Raw genomic sequence first — 18328 nt, forward strand, 5'->3', positions numbered from 1 at the left:
GTCGGGGCGGCGGCGGGCGCGGCCGCCGCCGGGGAGCAGCCGGCGGCCAGGGCCACGGCCAGCGGAAGGAGCATCAGCGGATTACGCATGAATCGGGACCGTTACGGGGATCAAACCCCAATGGTACCTCTCCCTCGCCCCGGACGCGTTGCGCGATGCGGGGTAAGGCCGGCCGGGAGCCGGCCCTGCGCCATGGGGCGCCCGGCGCGGGCCTGTGCCAACCAAGGTTGGCACCTACCAGAACAGGTAGCGCCGGGCCATGCCCGGCGGCCCCACACGCTTTACAGCTTGTAGCCGGAGTGGATCGAGACGATGCCGCCGGTCAGGTTCTTGTAGTGGCAGCGCTCGAAACCGGCCTGCCCCATCATCGCCTTCAGCTCTTCCTGCGGCGGGTGCTTGCGGATGCTCTCGGCCAGGTACTGGTAGCTGTCCGAATCGTTGGCGAACAGCTTGCCCAGCTTCGGCAGGATCCTGAACGAATGGAAGTCGTAGATCGGCTTGAACCAGTCGGCAGTGACTTCGGAGAACTCCAGCACGCGGGCCTGGCCGCCCACCTTCAGCACGCGGTACATCTCGCGCAGGCCGGCGTCCTTGTCGGTCACGTTGCGCAGGCCGAAGGCAATGGTCACCAGGTCGAAGCTGTTGTCCGGGAACGGCAGGGCTTCGGCGTTGCACTGCACGTAGTCCAGGCCGAGCACCAGGCCGCGGTTGGTCAGGCGGTCACGGCCGACCGACAGCATGCCGGCGTTGATGTCGCCCAGCACCACCGAACCTTCGGCGCCCACGCGCTCCTTCAACAGGGCGGCGATGTCGCCGGTGCCGCCGGCCAAGTCGAGCACGCGGTCACCCGGCTTCACCTGCGCGGTGGCCACGTAATAGCGCTTCCAGGCCCGGTGCACGCCGAGGCTCATCAGGTCGTTCATCAGGTCGTAGCTGCGCGCGACCGAGGTGAACACCTCGCCGACAAGCTTCTGCTTGTCCTTGGCGGCCACGTCGCGGAACCCGAAATGGGTGGTACCGGATTTGTAGGGGGATTCGCTCATGCCGCTGATTATCGCACCGCCGGGGCCGCTGCGGGGTAACCGGGCCTTATCATGGCGGCCCATGACCCACCGGAGCCCCGCATGATCACCACGCCCGACTACCAGGCCCTGCTGCAGACCGCCATCGCCGAAGCCCGACAGGGCCTGGCCGAGGGCGGCGTGCCGATCGGCGCGGCGCTGTACCACAACGATGGCCGCCTGCTTGGCTGCGGCCACAACCGCCGCGTGCAGGAAGGCGATCCGTCCGTGCACGGCGAAACCGATGCCTTCCGCAAGGCCGGCCGCCAGCGCCGTTACCAGGACACCATCATGGTCACCACCCTGGCCCCGTGCTGGTACTGCTCGGGCCTGGTGCGCCAGTTCAACATCGGCACCGTGGTGGTGGGCGAATCGCGCACCTTCCAGGGCGGCATCGACTGGCTGCGCGGGAACGGCGTCAACGTGATCGACCTGGACAGCCAGGAATGCGTGGACCTGCTGGGCGGCTTCATTGCGCAATATCCGGAAATCTGGGACGAAGACATCGGCGAATAAGCGCCACGTTTACGTTCTGCGCACAGCTACATGAACGCTTCAGAGCCGGCACAGCCTTGTGCCGGCTGCCTCTGCACAGGCCGATGTGCGCTGGCGCACAGTCAGCTGGATAAGCCGCACACGCGCTGCTAACACCCCCTTCGCACGGCGGGCCTAGGGTGGAATCACCGGGGCCCCTTGTCCCGGCGGAGCAAGCCCATGAGCGCGCACGCCGTACATCCCCTGCCCGACCCGGCCCTCGCCGGCATCCGCGACCGCTTGACGCAGCAGTTCGCGCTGCATCGCCGTGGCGCGCGGTTCTGGGCCGCATTCCAGGACATGCAGCAGGAAATCACCCGCGATCATCCGCGCGACAGCGTACGCCTGTGCAACGCGATGGCCGACATGGCCGAAGACCTCGGCGCCGTTGAACACGCCCAGCTGATCGATGGCAACACCGGCTGCACACCGCGCTGACGCTGCATGCACCGGCACCTACGCACACTGCGATGACCCCCCACTCCCTGCCACCCCAACCGAACTGGAATGCCATGCACGCTGAAGTCCCCGCCATCCCACCGGTCATCGACGTTGATGCGGAACTCGATCACTGGCGCCGGCAGCATGCCGACGGTGCCTTGACGCACAACTCGTTCGGCTCCTACGTGCCGTGGATCAAATTCGCCTGTGATTCACTGATCACCCAGCCGCGCGCCAGCAACGCCGAGCGCGATGAAACGTTCCAGACCCAGTACGCCCTGCAGATCATGCCGCGCCTGACCGAATCGCAGGCCCGCGAGTTCGTCGACCGCTGCTGGCAGCACGTCTACCAGACCAGCCGCGTGCGCCTGCAGGACGCCCCGCGCCTGCGCGCCTGAGTTTCCCCGCGGCTGCACGGCCCGTGCACGGGCGGCTGCCGATCATCGTCGTCATCTGGGTGGAACGACGACGATGAAAGCAAGAACCCTGTTCAATACGATCGCCAAGAAGGCCGCGGCCGCCACCGGCTCGCCGTGGACCTTCCTGGCCGCGGTGGCGATCGTGGTGGTGTGGGGCATCAGCGGCCCCGTGTTCGGCTTCAACGATACCTGGCAGCTGGTGATCAACACCGGCACCACCATCATCACCTTCCTGATGGTGTTCCTGATCCAGCACACGCAGAACTCGGATACGGCAGCGATGCAGATCAAGCTGGACGAGCTGATCCGCGCCACGGCCGAGGCCAACAACGAGCTGCTGGACCTGGAAGAAATGGACGAAGAGCGGCTGGAGGAAATCCGCGCCGAGTACGAGCGCATGGCCCGCGAGGCCGGCGATGCCCTTGCCCGGGTACGCTCCTGCCGCGCGGCGCCGCGCGATGATGAGGCCGTTTGACACCAGACGGTAGCGCCGGGCCCTGCCCGGCGAGCGCGAAGCGCGGCCTGTGACCGACGCCATGAACGCCCACGCTCTGGTAGCGCCGGGCCCTGCCCGGCGAGCGCGGCAGCGCGGTCTGTGTCCGATCCCATGAACGCCCGAAGGAAGCCGCCGGGCATGGCCCGGCGCTACCGACCCGGCGCCGCGCGGCAGAACCTCACAGGGGGCCAAGGTATCCGCCGATAGGTGGATTCAAAGCGCATTCCCAGACTGGCCCAATGTCCAGCCGTCATCTCCAACGTGGCCGCGAATCCCGCATCGACGGGTACTACGTATTGACCACCGTGGTGCTGAAGCGACGCCTGGTGTTTGCAGACCCTCGCTGCGCAGAATGCCTTGTAGATACACTGCGCCTCGTCGAGCGCGAGCGACTGAGTCGCTCATTCGCATGGGTCGTCATGCCCGACCATCTTCATTGGTTGATGCAGTTGCGCGCCGGCACGCTCGCCCGATTGATGGGAACGTTGAAATCACGCAGCAGCCGCCTTATAGGGCAGCAGTTCGGTGTGGAGACGCCCCTGTGGCAGCCGAGCTACTTCGACCACGCTGTTCGCAATGAAGATGCGTTGAGACGTCATGCGCTCTACATTCTGGGGAATCCGATCCGTGCGGGGCTTGCTGCCGAACTGGATGAATACCCGTTTGCTTGGTGCCGATGGCCGATGCGATAGCGATTGGACCTGCGGCAGAAGCCGCCGGGCATGGCCCGGCGCTACCAGGGGTTACCCGCGTTCGTGCCAGCCGCCGCCCAGCACCTTGTACAGGGTGATGCGGTTGGTCTGCTGGGCCAGCTCGGTCTGCAGGCGCGTCTGCTGCGCGCTGTAAGCGGTGCGGCGGGCGTCCAGCAGGGTCACGAAGCTGTCCAGGCCGGCGTCATAGCGGGCCTGCGACAAGCGGTTGGCCGTTTCGGCCGCATCCACCAGGCGCTGCTGCGCGCTCACCTGCTCGTCCAGGCTGACATTCAGCGCCAGCGCGTCGGAGGTTTCGCGGAAACCGCTCTGGATCGCCTTTTCATACTGCGCCAGGGCGATATCGCGATCCGCATTGGCCACCGCCAGGTTCGCGCGCAGCTTCCCGCCCTGGAAGATCGGCAACGTGATCTTCGGCAGGAAACTCCACACGCGCGTGCCGCTGTCGAACAGGTTGGACAGTTCGCCCGAGCCACTGCCGATGCTGCCGGTCAGGGTGATGCTGGGGAAGAACGCGGCACGGGCGGCACCGATGTTGGCGTTGGCCGCCAGCAGCTGGTGTTCGGCGGCCATGATGTCCGGGCGCTGCAGCAGCACGTCGCTGGGCAGGCCGGCCGGCGGCGGGGCCAGAGCCAGCAGCTTCGGTTCGATGCTGTCCGGCAGCAGGTCCGCATCGACCTGGCCACCGGCCAGCAGCGCCAGCGCGTTGCGGTCCTGGGCCAGCTGCCCGCGCAGGCGGGCGGCATCGGTACGCGCGGTTTCCACCAGCGTGCGGGTCTGGCTCAGCTCCAGCCCGGAGCTGCCACCGCGTTCGTGGCGGGCCTCGGCCAGGCGCAGCGAATCCTCGTAGGTCTTCAGCGTGGCTTCGGAAATCTTCAGCTGCTGCGCGTCGGCACCGTAGGTCAGCCACGCGGTGGCGGTCTCGGCCACCAGGCTCAGCTGCGCGTTGCGGCGGTTGGCGGCCACAGCGAAGTACTGCTGCAGGGCAGACTCGCTGAGGTTGCGCACGCGGCCAAACAGATCCAGCTCGAAGTCGGCCACGCCGACGCCGGCGGTGAACTGCTCGGTGACACCGGCATTGGTGCCCTGCCGCTCCATCTGGCCGGTGGCGGCCAGGCCGGGCACGCGGTCGGCGCGCTGCACGCGGTACTGGCCGCGTGCCTTTTCCACGTTCAACACCGCCACGCGCAGGTCGCGGTTGTTGTCCAGCGCCTGGCCGATCACCTGCTGCAGGCGCTCATCGGCGAAGAAGTCGCGCCAGCCCAGTGCCGCAACATCGGTGACCTCGCCCTGGCTGGCCTCGGCCGGCCACTGCGCCGGAATGGCCGGGGCAACAGCGGTGTTCTTCGGCACCAGGGTGGAGCAGCCGGCCATGCCCAGGCTGGCGACGAGCGCCAGCAGCAAAGGGGTCTTATTCATGGGAACCTCCATGGGCAGCGTCATCGCGCGGAGCCGGCGGCGTGCCGCCCCCGTTGCCCTTGTTGCGGTTGAACACGCGCTGCACCACCACGAAGAACAGCGGGATGAAGAACACGCCCATCACGGTGCCCACCAGCATGCCGCCCAGCACGCCGGTACCGATGGCGCGCTGCGCACCGGAACCTGCACCGGAGGCGATGGCCAGCGGCAGCACGCCCAGGCCGAACGCCAGCGAGGTCATGATGATCGGACGCAGGCGGTCGCGCACCGCATGCATCGTCGCTTCGATCAGGCCCGCGCCCTTCTCCAGGTTTTCCTTGGCGAATTCCACGATCAGGATCGCGTTCTTGCTGGTCAGGCCCACCGTGGTCAGCATCGCCACCTGGAAGTAGATGTCGCGTTCCATGCCGCGGAAGGTGTTGGCCAGCACCGCGCCGAGAATACCCAGCGGCGCCACCAGCAGCACCGAGGTCGGCACGCTCCAGCTTTCATACAGTGCAGCAAGGCACAGGAACACGATCAGCAGCGACAGCGTGTACAGCAGCGGCGTCTGCGAACCGGCCTGGCGTTCCTGGTAGGACAGCGCGGTCCATTCGATGTCGAAGCCCGGCGGCAGGTCCTTGGCGATGCGTTCGATCTCGGCCATGGCATCACCGGAGGCCACGCCCGCGGCGGGCTCGCCCTGGATCTCCATCGCCGACACGCCGTTGTAGCGTTCCAGGCGCGGCGAACCGTAGTCCCAGCGCTTGGAGGCGAAGGCACTGAACGGCACCATCTCACCCTGCCCGTTCTTCACCGACCAGACGTTGAAGTCGTCCGGGTTCATGCGGAACGGTGCATCGGCCATCACGTACACGCGCTTGACCCGGCCACGGTCGATGAAGTCATCGATGTAGCTGCTGCCCCATGCCGCGGCCAGGGTGTTGTTGATCGAGCTGATCGACAGGCCCAGGGCGTTGGCCTTTTCCACGTCCACGTCGATGCGCAGCTGCGGGGTGTCTTCCTGGCCGTTGGGGCGCACGTTGGCCAGCAGCTTGCTCTGCCCCGCCGCACCCAGCAGCTGGTTGCGCGCGGCCAGCAGGGCGTCATGGCCCTTGCCGCTGGTGTCCTTCAGGAAGAACGTGTAACCCGAACCGATACCCAGTTCCGGCATGGCCGGCGGCGGGAAGGCGAAGATGAAGGCGTCCTTGATCTGGCCCAGCGCGCCCATCGCACGCCCGGTGATCGCACCCACGCTGTGGTCGGCGTCGCGCTCCTTCCAGTCCTTCAGCTTGACGAAGGCCATGCCCGCGTTCTGGCCCATGCCGGCGAAGCTGAAGCCCTGCACGGCGAAGATGGACTCGACCGCGTCAGCCTCGTTCTTCAGGAAGTGGTCTTCCAGCTTGGCCATCGCTTCCAGGGTGCGTTCCTGGGTGGCACCGACCGGGGTCTGCACCAGCGCCATCATGATGCCCTGGTCTTCATTGGGCAGGAACGAGCTGGGCAGGCGCGCGAACAGCACGCCCATCACCACGGCCAGGGCGACGAAGATGCCCATGAAGCGCCACGGGCGATGGATGATGCCCTTCACGCCGCGCTGGTAGGTCTCGCTGGAACGGTCGAAGCCGCGGTTGAAGCCGTTGAAGAAGCGGCCCAGCAGGCCGCTGTGGGCGACATGGTGCTCGCCCTTCTTCAGCGGCTTGAGCATGGTCGCGCACAGCGCCGGGGTCAGCACGATGGCCACCAGCACCGACAGCGCCATGGCCGAAACGATCGTGGCCGAGAACTGGCGGTAGATGATGCCGGTCGACCCGCTCATGAAGGCCATCGGCACGAACACCGCCGACAGCACCAGGCCGATGCCCACCAGCGCGCCGGTGATCTGGCTCATCGACTTGCGGGTGGCTTCCAGCGGCGACAGGCCCTCTTCGGACATGATGCGCTCGACGTTCTCCACCACCACGATGGCATCGTCCACCAGCAGGCCGATGGCCAGCACCATGGCGAACATGGTCAGCATGTTGACCGAGAAGCCGAGCATGGCCAGCACGCCGAAGGTACCCAGCAGCACCACCGGCACAGCGATGGTCGGGATCAGGGTGGCGCGGAAGTTCTGCAGGAACAGGTACATCACCACGAACACCAGCACGATCGCTTCGATCAGGGTCTTGATGACGCCCTTGATCGAGACCTGCACGAACGGGGTGGTGTCGTACGGCACGACGGTTTCCAGGCCGGCCGGGAAGCTGGACTTCATCTCGTCCAGCGCGGTGCGCACGCCCTCGGCGGTGGCCAGCGCGTTGGCCCCGGTGGCCAGGGTGATGGCGATACCGGTGGACGGCTTGCCGTTGTAGCGGGTGACGAAGTCGTAGCTTTCCGCACCCAGCTCGACGCGGGCGACATCGCCCAGGCGCAGCTCGCTGCCATCGGTGCCGCCACGCACCAGGATGTTGCGGAACTGTTCCGGGGTCTGCAGGCGGTCCTGCGCGTTGATGGTGGCGTTGAGCTGCTGGCCCTTCACCGACGGCGCGCCGCCCAGCTGGCCGATGGCCACCTGTGCGTTCTGCGCGGTGATCGCCGCGGTCACTTCATCGACCGACAGCTTGTAGGTGTGCAGCTTGTTCGGATCCAGCCAGATGCGCATGGCGTACTTGCCACCAAACACCTGGATGTTGCCCACGCCCGGCACGCGGCTCAGCGTATCGACGACATTGGAGCCGACGTAGTCGGCGATGTCGTTGGCATCCATGCTGCCGTCGTTGGACACGAAGCCGAGCACCTGCAGGAAGCCGCTGCTGGACTTGGCCACGTTGATGCCCTGCCGCTGCACTTCCTGCGGCAGCAGCGGCATGGCCAGCTGCAGCTTGTTCTGCACCTGCACCTGGGCGATGTCCGGGTTGGTACCGGCCTCGAAGGTGAGGGTGATGGTGGCCTGGCCGTTGGCCGAGCTGTTGGAGGAGAAGTAGATCAGGCCATCAAGGCCCTTCATGTTCTGCTCGATGATCTGCGTCACCGAGTCCTCGACCACCTTGGCCGATGCACCCGGGTAGGTGGCGCTGATCTCGACGGCCGGCGGGGCGACCTCGGGATACATCGACACCGGCAGCTTCACCACCGCCAGCGCACCGGCCAGCATGATGATGATGGCGATCACCCACGCGAAGATGGGTCGATCAATGAAAAAACGTGCCATGGAATTCTCCGCTTACTTCGCGTCGCCGGCCGGCTGGGCGGCAGGCTGCGGGGCGGCGTCCGGCTGTGCCGGGGCGGCGCCCTTCTCGGTGGCCTGCACGGGCATGCCGGGGCCGATCTTCTGCAGGCCTTCGACGATGACCTTGTCACCCGGCTGCAGGCCGTCCTCGACCAGCCACTTGTCGGCCAGTGCGCGGCTGACCTTGACCGGGCGCACTTCCACCTTGTTGTCCTTGCCGACCACCATGGCGCTGGTATCGCCCTTGGCGTCGCGGGCGATGCCCTGCATCGGCACCAGCACGGCATCGGCGCGCACGCCGCCGCCGATCACCGCGCGCACGTACATGCCCGGCATCAGCAGGCCCTCAGGGTTGTCCACCTTCACCCGCAGCGCGTAGCTGCCGGTGGTCGGGTCGACGCTCACTTCGGAGAACTCCAGCGCGCCCTTGTGCGGGAACTCGCTGCCATCTTCCAGCAGGATGGTGACCGGCAGGGTCTGGTTGTCCTGCAGTCGGCCGGCGGCCAGTTCGCGGCGCAGCTGCAGCAGCTCGGCCGAGGACTGGGTCAGGTCGACGTAGATCGGGGTGAGCTGCTGCACGGTGGCCAGTGCATCGGCCTGGCCGACGCTGACCAGCGCGCCCTGGGTGACGCTGGACTTGCCGATGCGGCCGCTGATCGGCGCGGTGATGCGCGCGTAGCCGAGGGTGACGTTGGCTGCGTCCAGCGCGGCCTTGGCGGCACCGACATCGGCCTCGGCCTGCTTCTGCGCGGCCACGGCGTTTTCCAGGTCCTGCTGGCTGACCGCATCGACCTTGGCCAGCTCGGTGATGCGCTTGGCGCTCAGGCGGGCGGCGTTGGCGGTGGCTTCGGCGCGGGCCAGCTGGGCGCGGGCGCTGTTGGCCTGGGCGCGGTAGCTGGCGTCTTCGATCTGGTACAGCGGCTGCCCTTCCTTCACCAGGCCGCCTTCGGTGAACAGGCGCTTGGCGACGATGCCGCTGACCTGCGGACGCACTTCGGCGACCAGGAAGGCATTGGTGCGGCCCGGCAGTTCGCGGGTCAGGCCCACGCTTTCCGACTTCAGCGTGACCACGGTCACCTGGCCGGGGCCTTGCTGGGGCTCGGGGAAGGAAAAAGATTCTCAGCTTGCCGTGATACGCAGCCGCATCCCGGTCCTGGGGCGCGGTTGTCGCAGCGGGCAGGCATCCCCGCGCACGGCGCAGGCATCAGCAGGCGCGCATACACGACGGGGAGCATGGCGGCGAAATATACATACATGCTTGTTTGTTTGTAAAGCGGTACAATTCAGGCTGGTTTCACCGGCACTGGTACCCACTCCCCCGACCCATGGCGCGCAAGACCAAAGAAGACACCCAGGCAACCCGCGAAGGCATCCTTGATGCCGCCGAGGCCTGCTTCCATGAACACGGCGTGGCCCGGACCACGCTGGAGATGATCGGCGCGCGCGCTGGCTATACCCGCGGCGCGGTGTACTGGCACTTCAAGAACAAGACCGAGGTGCTGGCCGCGATCATCCAGCGGGTGCACCTGCCCTTCATGCAGGAACTGGAGCGCACCTCCAGCGACGAGCGGCAGACGCCGATCCACGACCTGCGCGCGGTGATGATCTACTCGTTCATCGAGCTCTCCGAGGATGAGCGCCTGCGCAAGACCATGGAAATCATGCTGCGCAGCGATGCCTCGTCGGAAAGCCGTGCGCTGGCCGAGCTGCAGCAGTCCGGCTTCCGCGATGCGCTGGACCGGATGGAGCGCGCCCTGCGCCGCGCCCAGGACCTGGGCCAGCTGCGCGACGGCGCCGACCCGAAGATCGCCGCGCGCATGCTGCATGCCACCGTGCTGGGCGTGCTGCACGGGGCGATGGTCGAACCGGAACTGATGGACCTCAAGCGCGACGGCATGCTCGCGCTGGACATGACCCTGACCGCCTACGTGAAGGAAGGCGTGTTCGTGCCGGGCTCGATTCCCGAGCCGCTGCCGTAGGGTCGGAGCCGCCGGGCATGGCCCGGCGCTACCGGGGCGGTGTGAGCAGGCAGCGCTGCAGTAGATCCACGCCATGCGTGGATGCGCAGCATCCAGATCGGCCCTCACAGCCGATACAGGCTGCCGGCGCCATCCGTCGATGCCTGTTCAATGCTGTCGGCCATCGGCAACCCCAGTGACCAGCCTTGCGCCATGGCATGCGCATCACGCACGGGATCGGACGCCCTGGCGCGCTCATTGCGTATCCGGCAGGTTTCGGGATCGTTGGCGAACAGGCCGCGCGCGAACATCCTGCCCTGCTCTGCCAGCTTCGCGGCCTTGGGTGCGCGCAACGCGGTGAAGCGCTGCAGTGCTGCATGCAGGCAACCGTTCCCATCCAGGTACCGCGCAAGATGCCACGCATCTTCCAGCGCCTGGCAGGCGCCCTGGCCCGAGGTCGGCAGCGGCGCATGTGCCGCATCTCCAACCAGCAGCACGTTGGCGCGGCTCCATGTATCCAGCGGCTCCAGGTCATGCACGGCAATCCGCTGGATGGAACGCGCCGGCGTAGCCGCGATCAGGCGGGTGACCGGCTCCGGCCACGCAGCGAACAGATCCATGACTTCGCCCTGCAGCGCTGTTGCGGGCGTCGCCGCCGGCAGTGGCCGCGCCTGCGCAGCCGCCCAATACACCTGATCGGTACGGATCGCGACGCAGCCGAAGCGATCGCCCCGGCCCCAGTAATCCTGGATGCCGATGTCGCTGACCAGCGCATCATCCGCCTGTGCAATCCCGATCCAGTTAACGAAGCCCTGGTAGATGGGTGTGTTGTCGCCGGCAACGAAGCTGCGTGCGACCGAGTTCATACGCCCGTCGGCGCCAATCAGCAGATCGGGGCGGGTGTGCGTCCCGTTCTCGAACCGCGCCACGGCCCTGCCATGGTCGTCCAGCGCCACCGCGACCGCACGATGCCCGAACGACACCGGGATGCGAGCCCGCGCCACGTGGTCCAGCAGTACCGCCTGCAGGTCCCGACGCAGGATCGTGTGCGTCGGGTACCCCATGATCCGGTCCAGCAGCGTGATATCCAGGCCGCCCAGCGACTCACCCGCTGCATCCCTGCGCTGCACCGATACGGGCCGGCCACCCACGGCCGCGACATCCTGCAGCACGCCCAGTTCCTGCAGCACGAAGCCGGCGTTCGGCCACAGGGTCACTCCGGCACCCATGGTTGCCGGCCCGGTCCTGCGTTCGTAGACGTGAACCCGGTGTCCCTGCCGGTGCAGGGCCAGCGCAACGCTCAGACCTGCAATGCCGCCGCCCAGTATTCCGATGTCCATTCCGCTGCATGCCTCGTCGATTCGCCCGGACCACCCACAAAGGGCATCCAACGGGCGGGACTGCATTCTGGACCTTGCCATTTCAGCCAACTAGCATGCTGAATTGGCCTACTTTCATACCCGCACCGGGATAATCATGCGCAGCGCCCTCGACCTCAACACCGTCCGTGTCTATGTAGCCGTCGTAGACGAGCAGAGCTTTGCCGGCGCGGCGCGACTGCTGGCGCTGCCGTCGTCCAACGTCAGCCGCCACGTCGCCTCGCTGGAACGCAGGCTGGGGGTGCGATTGCTTGAACGCAGCACCCGCCATCTGCGCATGACCGAAGCGGGCAGGCTGCTGTACGAGCGCGCAAAGCCACTGCTCGACGCGCTGCTCTCCACCGAGGGGGAGCTCGGCGCCGTGCAGCGCGAACTGAAAGGACCGCTGAGGATGTGCATGCCCAACGAAGCCCCCAGGCTTCTGGCGCCGATCCTCGCCGAGTTCTGCAGCCTCCACCCCGGCATTGAACTGGAATGCGATACGCGCCCCACCGGCCTGGAAGTGCTGCGCGAAGACATGGACCTGTCCATCGTCTTCCACCGCGGGCGCCAGGACGACAGCGCGTTCATCACCCGCGAACTGGCGACCTTGCCCAGCATCGTGGTCGCAGCGCCTGCTCTGCTGGCCAGGACCGGAATGCCGCGCCAGGTGCGTGAACTCAAGTCGCTGCCCTGCATCACCACCGTGAGTGCCCTGAAGGGCCAGCCCTGGCAGTTTGTCGACGCGGCAGGCGACATCGTCAAAGTACCAGTGCGCAGCCGTTATCGCGTCAACAGCGGGGAGCTGGCCGTGGCAGGCGCGCGCCAGGGACTCGGCTTCGCGATCGTTGCGGCCTCGCCGTGCCAGGAAGACCTTGCCGCCGGCCGATTGCAGGAAGTGCCGCTGGATCTGAGCCCCGCGCCACTGCAACTGCTGGGCGCCTACAGCCACCGCCACTCCGTCACCGCACGGGTGCGGGCCTTGCTGGAATTCATCCAGGCGCGGCTGGCAGCGATGCGGTAGATCCACGCCATGCGTGGATGAAGCCGCCGGGCATGGCCCGGCGCTACCGAAGCAAGAAAGCCGCCTTTCGGCGGCTTTCTTCGTTACAGGATGTAGCGGCTCAGGTCCGGGTCCTGCACCAGTTCACCCAGATGCGCATCGACGTAGGCGCTGTCGATGGCCAGGGTTTCACCGTCGCGGTCCGGTGCTTCGTAGCTCAGCGAATCCAGCAGGCGCTCCAGCACGGTGTGCAGGCGGCGCGCACCGATGTTTTCCTGGCGCTCGTTCACCTGGAAGGCGATCTCGGCCAGGCGGTCGATGGCATCGGCGGTGAAGCTGACCTTGACGCCCTCGGTGGCCAGCAGCGCTTCGTACTGCTTGGTCAGCGCGGCCTTCGGCTCGGTCAGGATGCGCACGAAGTCGTTCTTGCTCAGCGCGCCCAGTTCCACGCGGATCGGGAAACGACCCTGCAGCTCCGGGATCAGGTCGCTGGGCTTGGCCAGGTGGAACGCGCCCGAAGCGATGAACAGGATGTGGTCGGTCTTGATCGTGCCGTACTTGGTGGACACGTTGGAGCCTTCCACCAGCGGCAGCAGGTCGCGCTGCACGCCTTCGCGCGAAACGTCGCCACCACCCACGTTGTCGCCGCGCTTGGCGACCTTGTCGATCTCGTCGATGAAGACGATGCCGTGCTGTTCGCAGGCTTCGATCGCCGCAGTGCGGATGTCGTCCTCGTTGACCAGCTTGCCGGCTTCTTCCTCGATCAGCAGCGGGCGCGCGGCCTTGATGGTCAGCGTGCGCTTGTGCGCCTTGGCGCCACCGCCGAGGTTGGCGAACATCGACTTCAGCTGCTGGCCCATCTCCTCCATGCCCGGCGGGGTCATGATGTCCATGCTGACGTTGGCGGCGAGGTCGAGTTCGATTTCGCGCTCGTCCAGCTCGCCGTTGCGCAGCATCTTGCGGAACTTGATGCGGGTCTCGTTGTCCTGCGCCGACGGCTCGTTGCGGGCCACTTCCGGATCGAAGCCGATGCCACCGCTGCGGCGCGGCAGCAGCGCATCGAGGATGCGGTCTTCAGCGCGTTCTTCGGCCTGGGTACGCACGCGCACCTTGGCCTGTTCGCGATAGAGCTTGACCGCGGTATCGGCCAGGTCGCGGATGATCTGCTCGACGTCCTTGCCGACGTAGCCGACTTCGGTGAAGCGGGTAGCTTCGACCTTCACGAACGGCGCATTGGCCAGGGTGGCCAGGCGGCGGGCGATCTCGGTCTTGCCGACGCCGGTCGGGCCGATCATCAGGATGTTCTTCGGCATCACTTCATTGCGCAGCTCAGGCACCAGCTGCATGCGGCGCCAGCGGTTGCGCAGGGCGATGGCCACCGCGCGCTTGGCGTCGTGCTGGCCGACGATGTGCCGGTCCAGTTCCTGCACGATTTCGCGCGGGGTCATGGTGGCGGAGGAAACTTCGATCTTCGACATGGATGTGCTCACGAATTCGTTGTCTACGATGCCGGAACCGAACGGCTCCGGACGGTAGCGCCGGGCCATGCCCGGCGAATCTGGAATGTCTGTGACGGGTTCCCCGTCACAACTCCTCGACCACCACGTTGCGGTTGGTGTAGATGCAGATGTCGCCGGCGATGCCGATCGCTTCGCTGGCAATCGTGCGTGCATCCAGTTCGGTGTGCGCCATCAGCGCGCGTGCGGCCGACAGTGCGTAGGAACCACCGGAACCGATGGCGATGATGCCGTCCTCCGGCTCGATCACATCGCCAGTGCCGCTGATGATCAGCGAGGTTTCCTTGTCGGCCACGGCCAGCAGGGCTTCGAGCTTGCCCAGGCGGCGTTCGGTACGCCAATCCTTGGCCAGCTCGACGGCGGCGCGCTGCAGCTGGCCATGCTTTTCCAGCTTGGCCTCGAACAGCTCGAACAGGGTGAAGGCATCGGCGGCGGCACCGGCGAAGCCGGCCAGCACCTGGCCGTCGCGGCCAAGGCGGCGGACCTTGCGCGCGTTGCCCTTCATCACCGTGTGGCCGAGGGTGACCTGGCCATCACCGGCAATGGCCACGTGATCGCCGCGGCGCACGCAGACGATGGTGGTGGCGTGGAAAACATTGGGATTCTGACTGGGGTCCATGCGGCCTCCGATAGCTGTTCACGGGACATGGGGACAGCGCCGGGAGCGATCAAGCCTGCGCGGATGGCTGTCGTTCAGCGCTTGGCATGCGAAGGCCGCTCTGGATTCGGCTCGATGCCCCAGCCGATGTACCAGTCCTCGCCCTGGGTTTCGATGGGGTGCTGGGTGCGGCCCGAGCCGTTGCCACAGGCCAGCGCGTCGGCCGCGCAGTAGCGGTCACAGCCCCAGCAGATGCGTTCGGGGTGCCGGGGATGCAGGGGAATGGGCTTTGCCATGCTGGCGGTTTCCTCGTGGCCTGCGGCCACGATGCGCCGATGGCGCCCACCCTGCCCTGATGCAGATCAAGCGGGGGCTATTCAGCCTTGTCGGGCGGACTGTTGCGGCGCTTGGCTCGCGGATGCGCGGCGTCGTAGACCTTGGCCAGGTGCTGGAAATCCAGGTGGGTATAGATCTGCGTGGTGGCGATGTCGGCGTGGCCGAGCAGTTCCTGCACGCCGCGCAGATCGCCGGAGGACTCGAGGATGTGGCTGGCGAAACTGTGCCGCAGCATGTGCGGATGCACGTGCTTGAACAGGCCCTGGCGCTGGGCCAGCTGGCGGATGCGGATCTGCACCGCACGCTGGCTGATCGGCCCGTTGCGGCCGGGGAACACCGGCGTCGCCGGGCCACCGCCACTTTCCGCGCGCCAGGCCTGCAGCGCTTCGCGTGCGGGTCGCCCGAACGGCACCCGGCGCTGGCGGTTGCCCTTGCCGAGCACGTTGACCAGACCGCTGTCGAAATCCAGGTCGCGCCAGGTCAGCGCGCACACTTCGCTCAGGCGCAGGCCCGAGGAATAGAACAGTTCCAGCAGCGCACGGTCGCGGCGGCCGAGTTCACCTTCCGGTTCCAGTTCGACCAGCTGCACCGCTTCATCGGCATCGAGCACCTGCGGCAGGCGACGCGGCGCACGGGGCGCCTTCAGGGTCGCGGCCGGGCTCACTTCGATGCGTCCATGCTTGAGCAGCCACGCATAGAAGCTGCGGCAGGCCGACAGGCGGCGCTGCAGGCTCTTGGCCGACAGCCCGCGACGATGCTCGTCGGCGACGAACTGGCGCAGCGTTTCAGCATCCAGTGCCTCCACCGCCACGCCGCGCGGTTCCACCCACACGGACAGCGCGTCCAGGTCACGACGGTAGGCGTCGAGCGTATGCGCCGACATCCGCCGTTCCACCTGCAGGTGCTGCAGGAAGTGCTGTACCGCGCTCATCGTCGTGCGTCCCGGCTCAGCGCTCGAAGCGCTTCAGGCCGGCGACCAGGGCATCACCCATCATGCGCAGGAACAGCGTGCCCATGCCCGGGTAGAAGCGGTTGGCATCGTGGCTGCCGACGGCGATCAGGCCGATGCCCGGCAGCGGCAGCAGTGCGGTGGTCTGCACTTCATCGCTGCGCGCGCCGTACAGCACGGCATTCTTTTCCGGCTGCAGGCGCCCGCAGATCGGCTCGCCGTCCTTCAGGCAATCGCGGAACGGGCCCAGCTGCGCGTCGTCGGCGGCAATCACCTGCAGCCATTCGGCCTGCTCCAGGCCCGCCACCGGCGTGTGCACCACCAGCCGCACCAGGTCACCGGCAAAATCTTCCTGCAGCGACGCCGCCATCGCACGCAGGGTGTCGGCGGCGTTGTCCTGCTTCATCAGGGCCAGGGTCAGCTGGTGCGTGCGCACCGCCAACCGCTCGTTGACCTGGGCAGTGGCGCCCAGGTCGGCCAACCGTCGCGCCAGCTCGCGGTTCTTCTCGCGCAGCACTTCCAGCTGGTAGCTGGCCAGCGACGCGGTCGGGCCGTCATCGCGCGGCACCACCAGGGTCAGGGCCAGGTCCGGGAACTGCTTGAGGAAGCCGGGATGGCGCCGCAACCACGCAGCGACGTCATGGCCCCCGAGCTTGTCGACGGTCTCACTCATGCGATCCACTCCCCTTCGAAGACGAATGCGGTCGGGCCGGCCATCACCACCGGCTGGCCTTCGCCCGGCCACTGGATGCGCAGCTCGCCACCGGGCAGGCTGATGCGTGCATCGGCCTGCAGGCGGCCGCGCTGCATCAGGGTGACGGCCGCTGCACAAGCACCGCTGCCGCAGGCCAGGGTTTCGCCGACGCCACGCTCGTACACGCGCAGGCGCGCATGGTCCGGTCCCATCACCTGGGCGAAGCCCACGTTGACCGACTGCGGGAACGACGCATGCTGCTGCAGCAGTGCGCCGACGCGCTCGACCGGCGCGGCATCGATCAGGCCCACTTCGATGACCGCGTGCGGATTGCCCATCGACACCGCCGAGAAGCGCACGGTTTCGCCCTGCAGCGGCATCAGGTATTCATCGCGCGCATGGGCGAAGCCCACCAGCGGCACCTGTGCCGGTTCGAACGCCGGCACGCCCATGGCCACCGAGAAGCGGCCATCGCCCAGCACCTGCACGTCGTGGCTGGCCAGCGGGCTGTCGATCACGAAGCGCTCGCCCTGCGCACTGCCCTCGCGCACCAGCCAGGCGGCGATGCAGCGCGCGCCGTTGCCGCACTGTTCGGAATTGGAGCCATCGGCATTCCAGATCCGGTAGGACGCCACCGAGCCTTCCGCGCGCGGGGCCTCGATGGTCAGGATCTGATCGCAGCCCACGCCGGTATGGCGGTCGGCCAGGCGCGCGGCCAGTTCCGGGGTGGGCGGCGGCGTGCCGTCACGCAGGTCGATCACTACGAAATCGTTGCCCGCACCGTGCATCTTGCTGAAGCGCAGGGCGTTGGAGCCAGCCTTACTCATCCCCACCGTCCACCGGCTTGATCGGGTCCGGGGTAACCGAGGGGCTGCCGTCGCTGGTCGGCTGGGTCGCGGCGGGGGTGGCTTCCGGGCTGGCTTCGGGCGCGACGGCCGGTTCGACCGTCTCTTCCACCGGCACCGGCTTCTGCGGCAGTACCAGCGGGCCCTTGTTGCCACAGGCGGACAGGAACAGCAGCGAGGCCGCTGCCAGCGGAATCAGGATGGCGTTGCGATGGGGGATCTTCATGCGCCCGAGTATAGCCATTGGCGGCTGAGCGGTTGGTAGAGTCGACCGTTGGTCGACTATCGCGCGCAGCGCGGGGTTTTCGCCGGCGGCCGGGACAGCAGTCGACCAACGGTCGACTCTATCCCGCCGGCGGGGGCAGCGGCCGTGTCCACAGCCAGATCGCCACCACGGTCATGCTGCCGATGGAAAACCACTTCACCCAGGCGATCGGCACGCACCACAGCATGATGCCGGCGCACGCGGCCATGGTGATCGTGGCCATCCACTTGCCGTAGCGGCTGACCGCACCGTGCGCCTGCCAGTTGGCGATGGCCGGGCCGAAACGCGGGTGCTGCAGCAGCCAGGTGTGCAGGCGCTCGGAACCGCGCGAGGCGGCCCAGGCCGAAATCAGGATGAATACGGTGGTCGGCAGGCCCGGCACGAAGATGCCGACGATGCCGGTGCCGAGGCTGACGTAGGCCAGCAGCCACCACGCCCAGCGGAAGCGCACCACGCGCGGCGGCGGCGTGTCATCCGGAGGTGGTGGTGCGGGCGCGGTCATGGCCGCAAGGATACCGGTTCAGGGTGCCAGGCA

Annotated in this window: 19 protein-coding genes and 1 pseudogene; 7 read left to right on the forward strand and 13 right to left on the reverse strand. The window is 67.2% G+C overall.

Annotated elements, in window-relative coordinates; translation table 11 throughout:
- Positions 1–281: 281 nt before the first annotated feature.
- Positions 282–1043 carry a bifunctional demethylmenaquinone methyltransferase/2-methoxy-6-polyprenyl-1,4-benzoquinol methylase UbiE gene (ubiE, locus tag IAE56_RS11780; RefSeq protein ID WP_079223406.1) on the reverse strand — a complete coding sequence of 254 codons (762 nt, stop codon included), beginning with the start codon at positions 1041–1043 and terminating at the stop codon, positions 282–284.
- Positions 1044–1124: 81 nt separating this feature from the next.
- On the opposite strand from ubiE, the gene IAE56_RS11785 reads away from it, so the two are divergent.
- The 5 genes from IAE56_RS11785 to IAE56_RS11805 all read left to right on the forward strand — a co-directional run bounded on the left by IAE56_RS11785 (position 1125) and on the right by IAE56_RS11805 (position 3643).
- Positions 1125–1577 carry a nucleoside deaminase gene (locus IAE56_RS11785; protein ID WP_200752685.1) on the forward strand — a complete coding sequence of 151 codons (453 nt, stop codon included), beginning with the start codon at positions 1125–1127 and terminating at the stop codon, positions 1575–1577.
- Positions 1578–1775: 198 nt separating this feature from the next.
- Positions 1776–2033, forward strand: a complete 258-nt coding sequence (locus IAE56_RS11790) for a hypothetical protein (RefSeq protein ID WP_200752686.1) — start codon at positions 1776–1778, stop codon at positions 2031–2033.
- 74 nt (positions 2034–2107) lie between these two features.
- Positions 2108–2434 (forward strand): hypothetical protein, encoded by a 327-nt coding sequence (locus IAE56_RS11795; protein WP_200752687.1) that lies wholly within the window; start codon positions 2108–2110, stop codon positions 2432–2434.
- 73 nt (positions 2435–2507) lie between these two features.
- Positions 2508–2930, forward strand: a complete 423-nt coding sequence (locus IAE56_RS11800; RefSeq protein ID WP_108770045.1) for a low affinity iron permease family protein — start codon at positions 2508–2510, stop codon at positions 2928–2930.
- A gap of 260 nt (positions 2931–3190) precedes the next feature.
- On the forward strand, positions 3191–3643 hold the full coding sequence (locus IAE56_RS11805; RefSeq protein WP_200752688.1) for a transposase: 453 nt from the start codon (positions 3191–3193) through the stop codon (positions 3641–3643).
- A 51-nt stretch (positions 3644–3694) separates the two neighbouring features.
- Here the strand turns inward: IAE56_RS11805 and smeF are convergent, their stop codons facing one another.
- The 3 genes and pseudogenes from smeF to smeD all read right to left on the reverse strand — a co-directional run.
- Complete coding sequence (gene smeF / locus IAE56_RS11810; RefSeq protein WP_200752689.1) at positions 3695–5092, reverse strand: multidrug efflux RND transporter outer membrane subunit SmeF; 1398 nt, start codon at positions 5090–5092, stop codon at positions 3695–3697.
- Positions 5073–8252: a multidrug efflux RND transporter permease subunit SmeE gene (smeE, locus tag IAE56_RS11815; protein WP_234456043.1), complete on the reverse strand. Its 3180-nt coding sequence runs from the start codon at positions 8250–8252 to the stop codon at positions 5073–5075. The genes smeF and smeE overlap by 20 nt, the downstream gene beginning before the upstream one ends.
- 12 nt (positions 8253–8264) lie before the next feature.
- Positions 8265–9374 (reverse strand): annotated as a pseudogene (smeD, locus tag IAE56_RS11820) (multidrug efflux RND transporter periplasmic adaptor subunit SmeD); the annotation flags it as partial.
- 221 nt (positions 9375–9595) lie between these two features.
- On the opposite strand from smeD, the gene IAE56_RS11825 reads away from it, so the two are divergent.
- Positions 9596–10249, forward strand: a complete 654-nt coding sequence (locus IAE56_RS11825) for a TetR family transcriptional regulator (RefSeq protein WP_116864461.1) — start codon at positions 9596–9598, stop codon at positions 10247–10249.
- Positions 10250–10353: 104 nt separating this feature from the next.
- On the opposite strand, the gene IAE56_RS11830 is transcribed toward IAE56_RS11825, so the two are convergent.
- The gene (locus IAE56_RS11830; protein WP_234456044.1) at positions 10354–11634 is read right to left on the reverse strand and encodes an FAD-dependent oxidoreductase; all 1281 of its coding nucleotides are present in this window, start codon (positions 11632–11634) and stop codon (positions 10354–10356) included.
- Positions 11635–11704: 70 nt separating this feature from the next.
- Here IAE56_RS11830 and IAE56_RS11835 point away from each other — a divergent pair, with 70 nt between their 5' ends.
- Positions 11705–12610: a LysR family transcriptional regulator gene (locus IAE56_RS11835; protein WP_234456045.1), complete on the forward strand. Its 906-nt coding sequence runs from the start codon at positions 11705–11707 to the stop codon at positions 12608–12610.
- Between the two features lie 83 nt (positions 12611–12693).
- Here the strand turns inward: IAE56_RS11835 and hslU are convergent, their stop codons facing one another.
- The 8 genes from hslU to IAE56_RS11875 form a co-directional block, all read right to left on the reverse strand.
- Entirely contained in the window at positions 12694–14067 is a 1374-nt protein-coding gene (hslU, locus tag IAE56_RS11840; protein WP_100473959.1) for an ATP-dependent protease ATPase subunit HslU, read from the reverse strand.
- Positions 14068–14173: 106 nt separating this feature from the next.
- Positions 14174–14725, reverse strand: a complete 552-nt coding sequence (gene hslV, locus IAE56_RS11845; protein ID WP_079223431.1) for an ATP-dependent protease subunit HslV — start codon at positions 14723–14725, stop codon at positions 14174–14176.
- Positions 14726–14799: 74 nt separating this feature from the next.
- Positions 14800–15000: a DUF3079 domain-containing protein gene (locus IAE56_RS11850; protein ID WP_200752690.1), complete on the reverse strand. Its 201-nt coding sequence runs from the start codon at positions 14998–15000 to the stop codon at positions 14800–14802.
- Between the two features lie 77 nt (positions 15001–15077).
- On the reverse strand, positions 15078–15971 hold the full coding sequence (gene xerC, locus IAE56_RS11855) for a tyrosine recombinase XerC (RefSeq protein ID WP_200752691.1): 894 nt from the start codon (positions 15969–15971) through the stop codon (positions 15078–15080).
- Positions 15972–15987: 16 nt separating this feature from the next.
- The gene (locus IAE56_RS11860) at positions 15988–16662 is read right to left on the reverse strand and encodes a DUF484 family protein (RefSeq protein ID WP_108770052.1); all 675 of its coding nucleotides are present in this window, start codon (positions 16660–16662) and stop codon (positions 15988–15990) included.
- Entirely contained in the window at positions 16659–17510 is an 852-nt protein-coding gene (gene dapF, locus IAE56_RS11865; RefSeq protein WP_200752692.1) for a diaminopimelate epimerase, read from the reverse strand. The genes IAE56_RS11860 and dapF overlap by 4 nt, the downstream gene beginning before the upstream one ends.
- On the reverse strand, positions 17503–17754 hold the full coding sequence (locus IAE56_RS11870) for a lipoprotein (protein ID WP_200752693.1): 252 nt from the start codon (positions 17752–17754) through the stop codon (positions 17503–17505). The genes dapF and IAE56_RS11870 overlap by 8 nt, the downstream gene beginning before the upstream one ends.
- 118 nt (positions 17755–17872) lie before the next feature.
- A complete protein-coding gene (locus tag IAE56_RS11875) occupies positions 17873–18295 on the reverse strand; it encodes a YbaN family protein (RefSeq protein WP_200752694.1) in 423 nt (140 codons plus the stop codon).
- Positions 18296–18328: the final 33 nt, after the last annotated feature.

It is taken from the genome of Stenotrophomonas sp. S41 (assembly GCF_016624625.1).
Taxonomy (GTDB): Bacteria; Pseudomonadota; Gammaproteobacteria; order Xanthomonadales; family Xanthomonadaceae; genus Stenotrophomonas.

Bases quoted from the DNA above. Each gene is read 5' to 3' on its own strand.
- IAE56_RS11805 (WP_200752688.1), top strand. From the start codon at position 3,191: ATGTCCAGCCGTCATCTCCAACGTGGCCGCGAATCCCGCATCGACGGG.
- IAE56_RS11785 (WP_200752685.1), top strand. From the start codon at position 1,125: ATGATCACCACGCCCGACTACCAGGCCCTGCTGCAGACCGCCATCGCC.
- smeE (WP_234456043.1), bottom strand. From the start codon at position 8,252: ATGGCACGTTTTTTCATTGATCGACCCATCTTCGCGTGGGTGATCGCC.
- hslU (WP_100473959.1), bottom strand. From the start codon at position 14,067: ATGTCGAAGATCGAAGTTTCCTCCGCCACCATGACCCCGCGCGAAATC.
- xerC (WP_200752691.1), bottom strand. From the start codon at position 15,971: ATGAGCGCGGTACAGCACTTCCTGCAGCACCTGCAGGTGGAACGGCGG.
- IAE56_RS11870 (WP_200752693.1), bottom strand. From the start codon at position 17,754: ATGAAGATCCCCCATCGCAACGCCATCCTGATTCCGCTGGCAGCGGCC.
- dapF (WP_200752692.1), bottom strand. From the start codon at position 17,510: ATGAGTAAGGCTGGCTCCAACGCCCTGCGCTTCAGCAAGATGCACGGT.
- IAE56_RS11800 (WP_108770045.1), top strand. From the start codon at position 2,508: ATGAAAGCAAGAACCCTGTTCAATACGATCGCCAAGAAGGCCGCGGCC.
- IAE56_RS11825 (WP_116864461.1), top strand. From the start codon at position 9,596: ATGGCGCGCAAGACCAAAGAAGACACCCAGGCAACCCGCGAAGGCATC.
- IAE56_RS11835 (WP_234456045.1), top strand. From the start codon at position 11,705: ATGCGCAGCGCCCTCGACCTCAACACCGTCCGTGTCTATGTAGCCGTC.
- IAE56_RS11795 (WP_200752687.1), top strand. From the start codon at position 2,108: ATGCACGCTGAAGTCCCCGCCATCCCACCGGTCATCGACGTTGATGCG.
- IAE56_RS11790 (WP_200752686.1), top strand. From the start codon at position 1,776: ATGAGCGCGCACGCCGTACATCCCCTGCCCGACCCGGCCCTCGCCGGC.
- IAE56_RS11830 (WP_234456044.1), bottom strand. From the start codon at position 11,634: ATGCAGTCCCGCCCGTTGGATGCCCTTTGTGGGTGGTCCGGGCGAATC.
- ubiE (WP_079223406.1), bottom strand. From the start codon at position 1,043: ATGAGCGAATCCCCCTACAAATCCGGTACCACCCATTTCGGGTTCCGC.
- smeF (WP_200752689.1), bottom strand. From the start codon at position 5,092: ATGGAGGTTCCCATGAATAAGACCCCTTTGCTGCTGGCGCTCGTCGCC.
- IAE56_RS11850 (WP_200752690.1), bottom strand. From the start codon at position 15,000: ATGGCAAAGCCCATTCCCCTGCATCCCCGGCACCCCGAACGCATCTGC.
- IAE56_RS11860 (WP_108770052.1), bottom strand. From the start codon at position 16,662: ATGAGTGAGACCGTCGACAAGCTCGGGGGCCATGACGTCGCTGCGTGG.
- hslV (WP_079223431.1), bottom strand. From the start codon at position 14,725: ATGGACCCCAGTCAGAATCCCAATGTTTTCCACGCCACCACCATCGTC.
- IAE56_RS11875 (WP_200752694.1), bottom strand. From the start codon at position 18,295: ATGACCGCGCCCGCACCACCACCTCCGGATGACACGCCGCCGCCGCGC.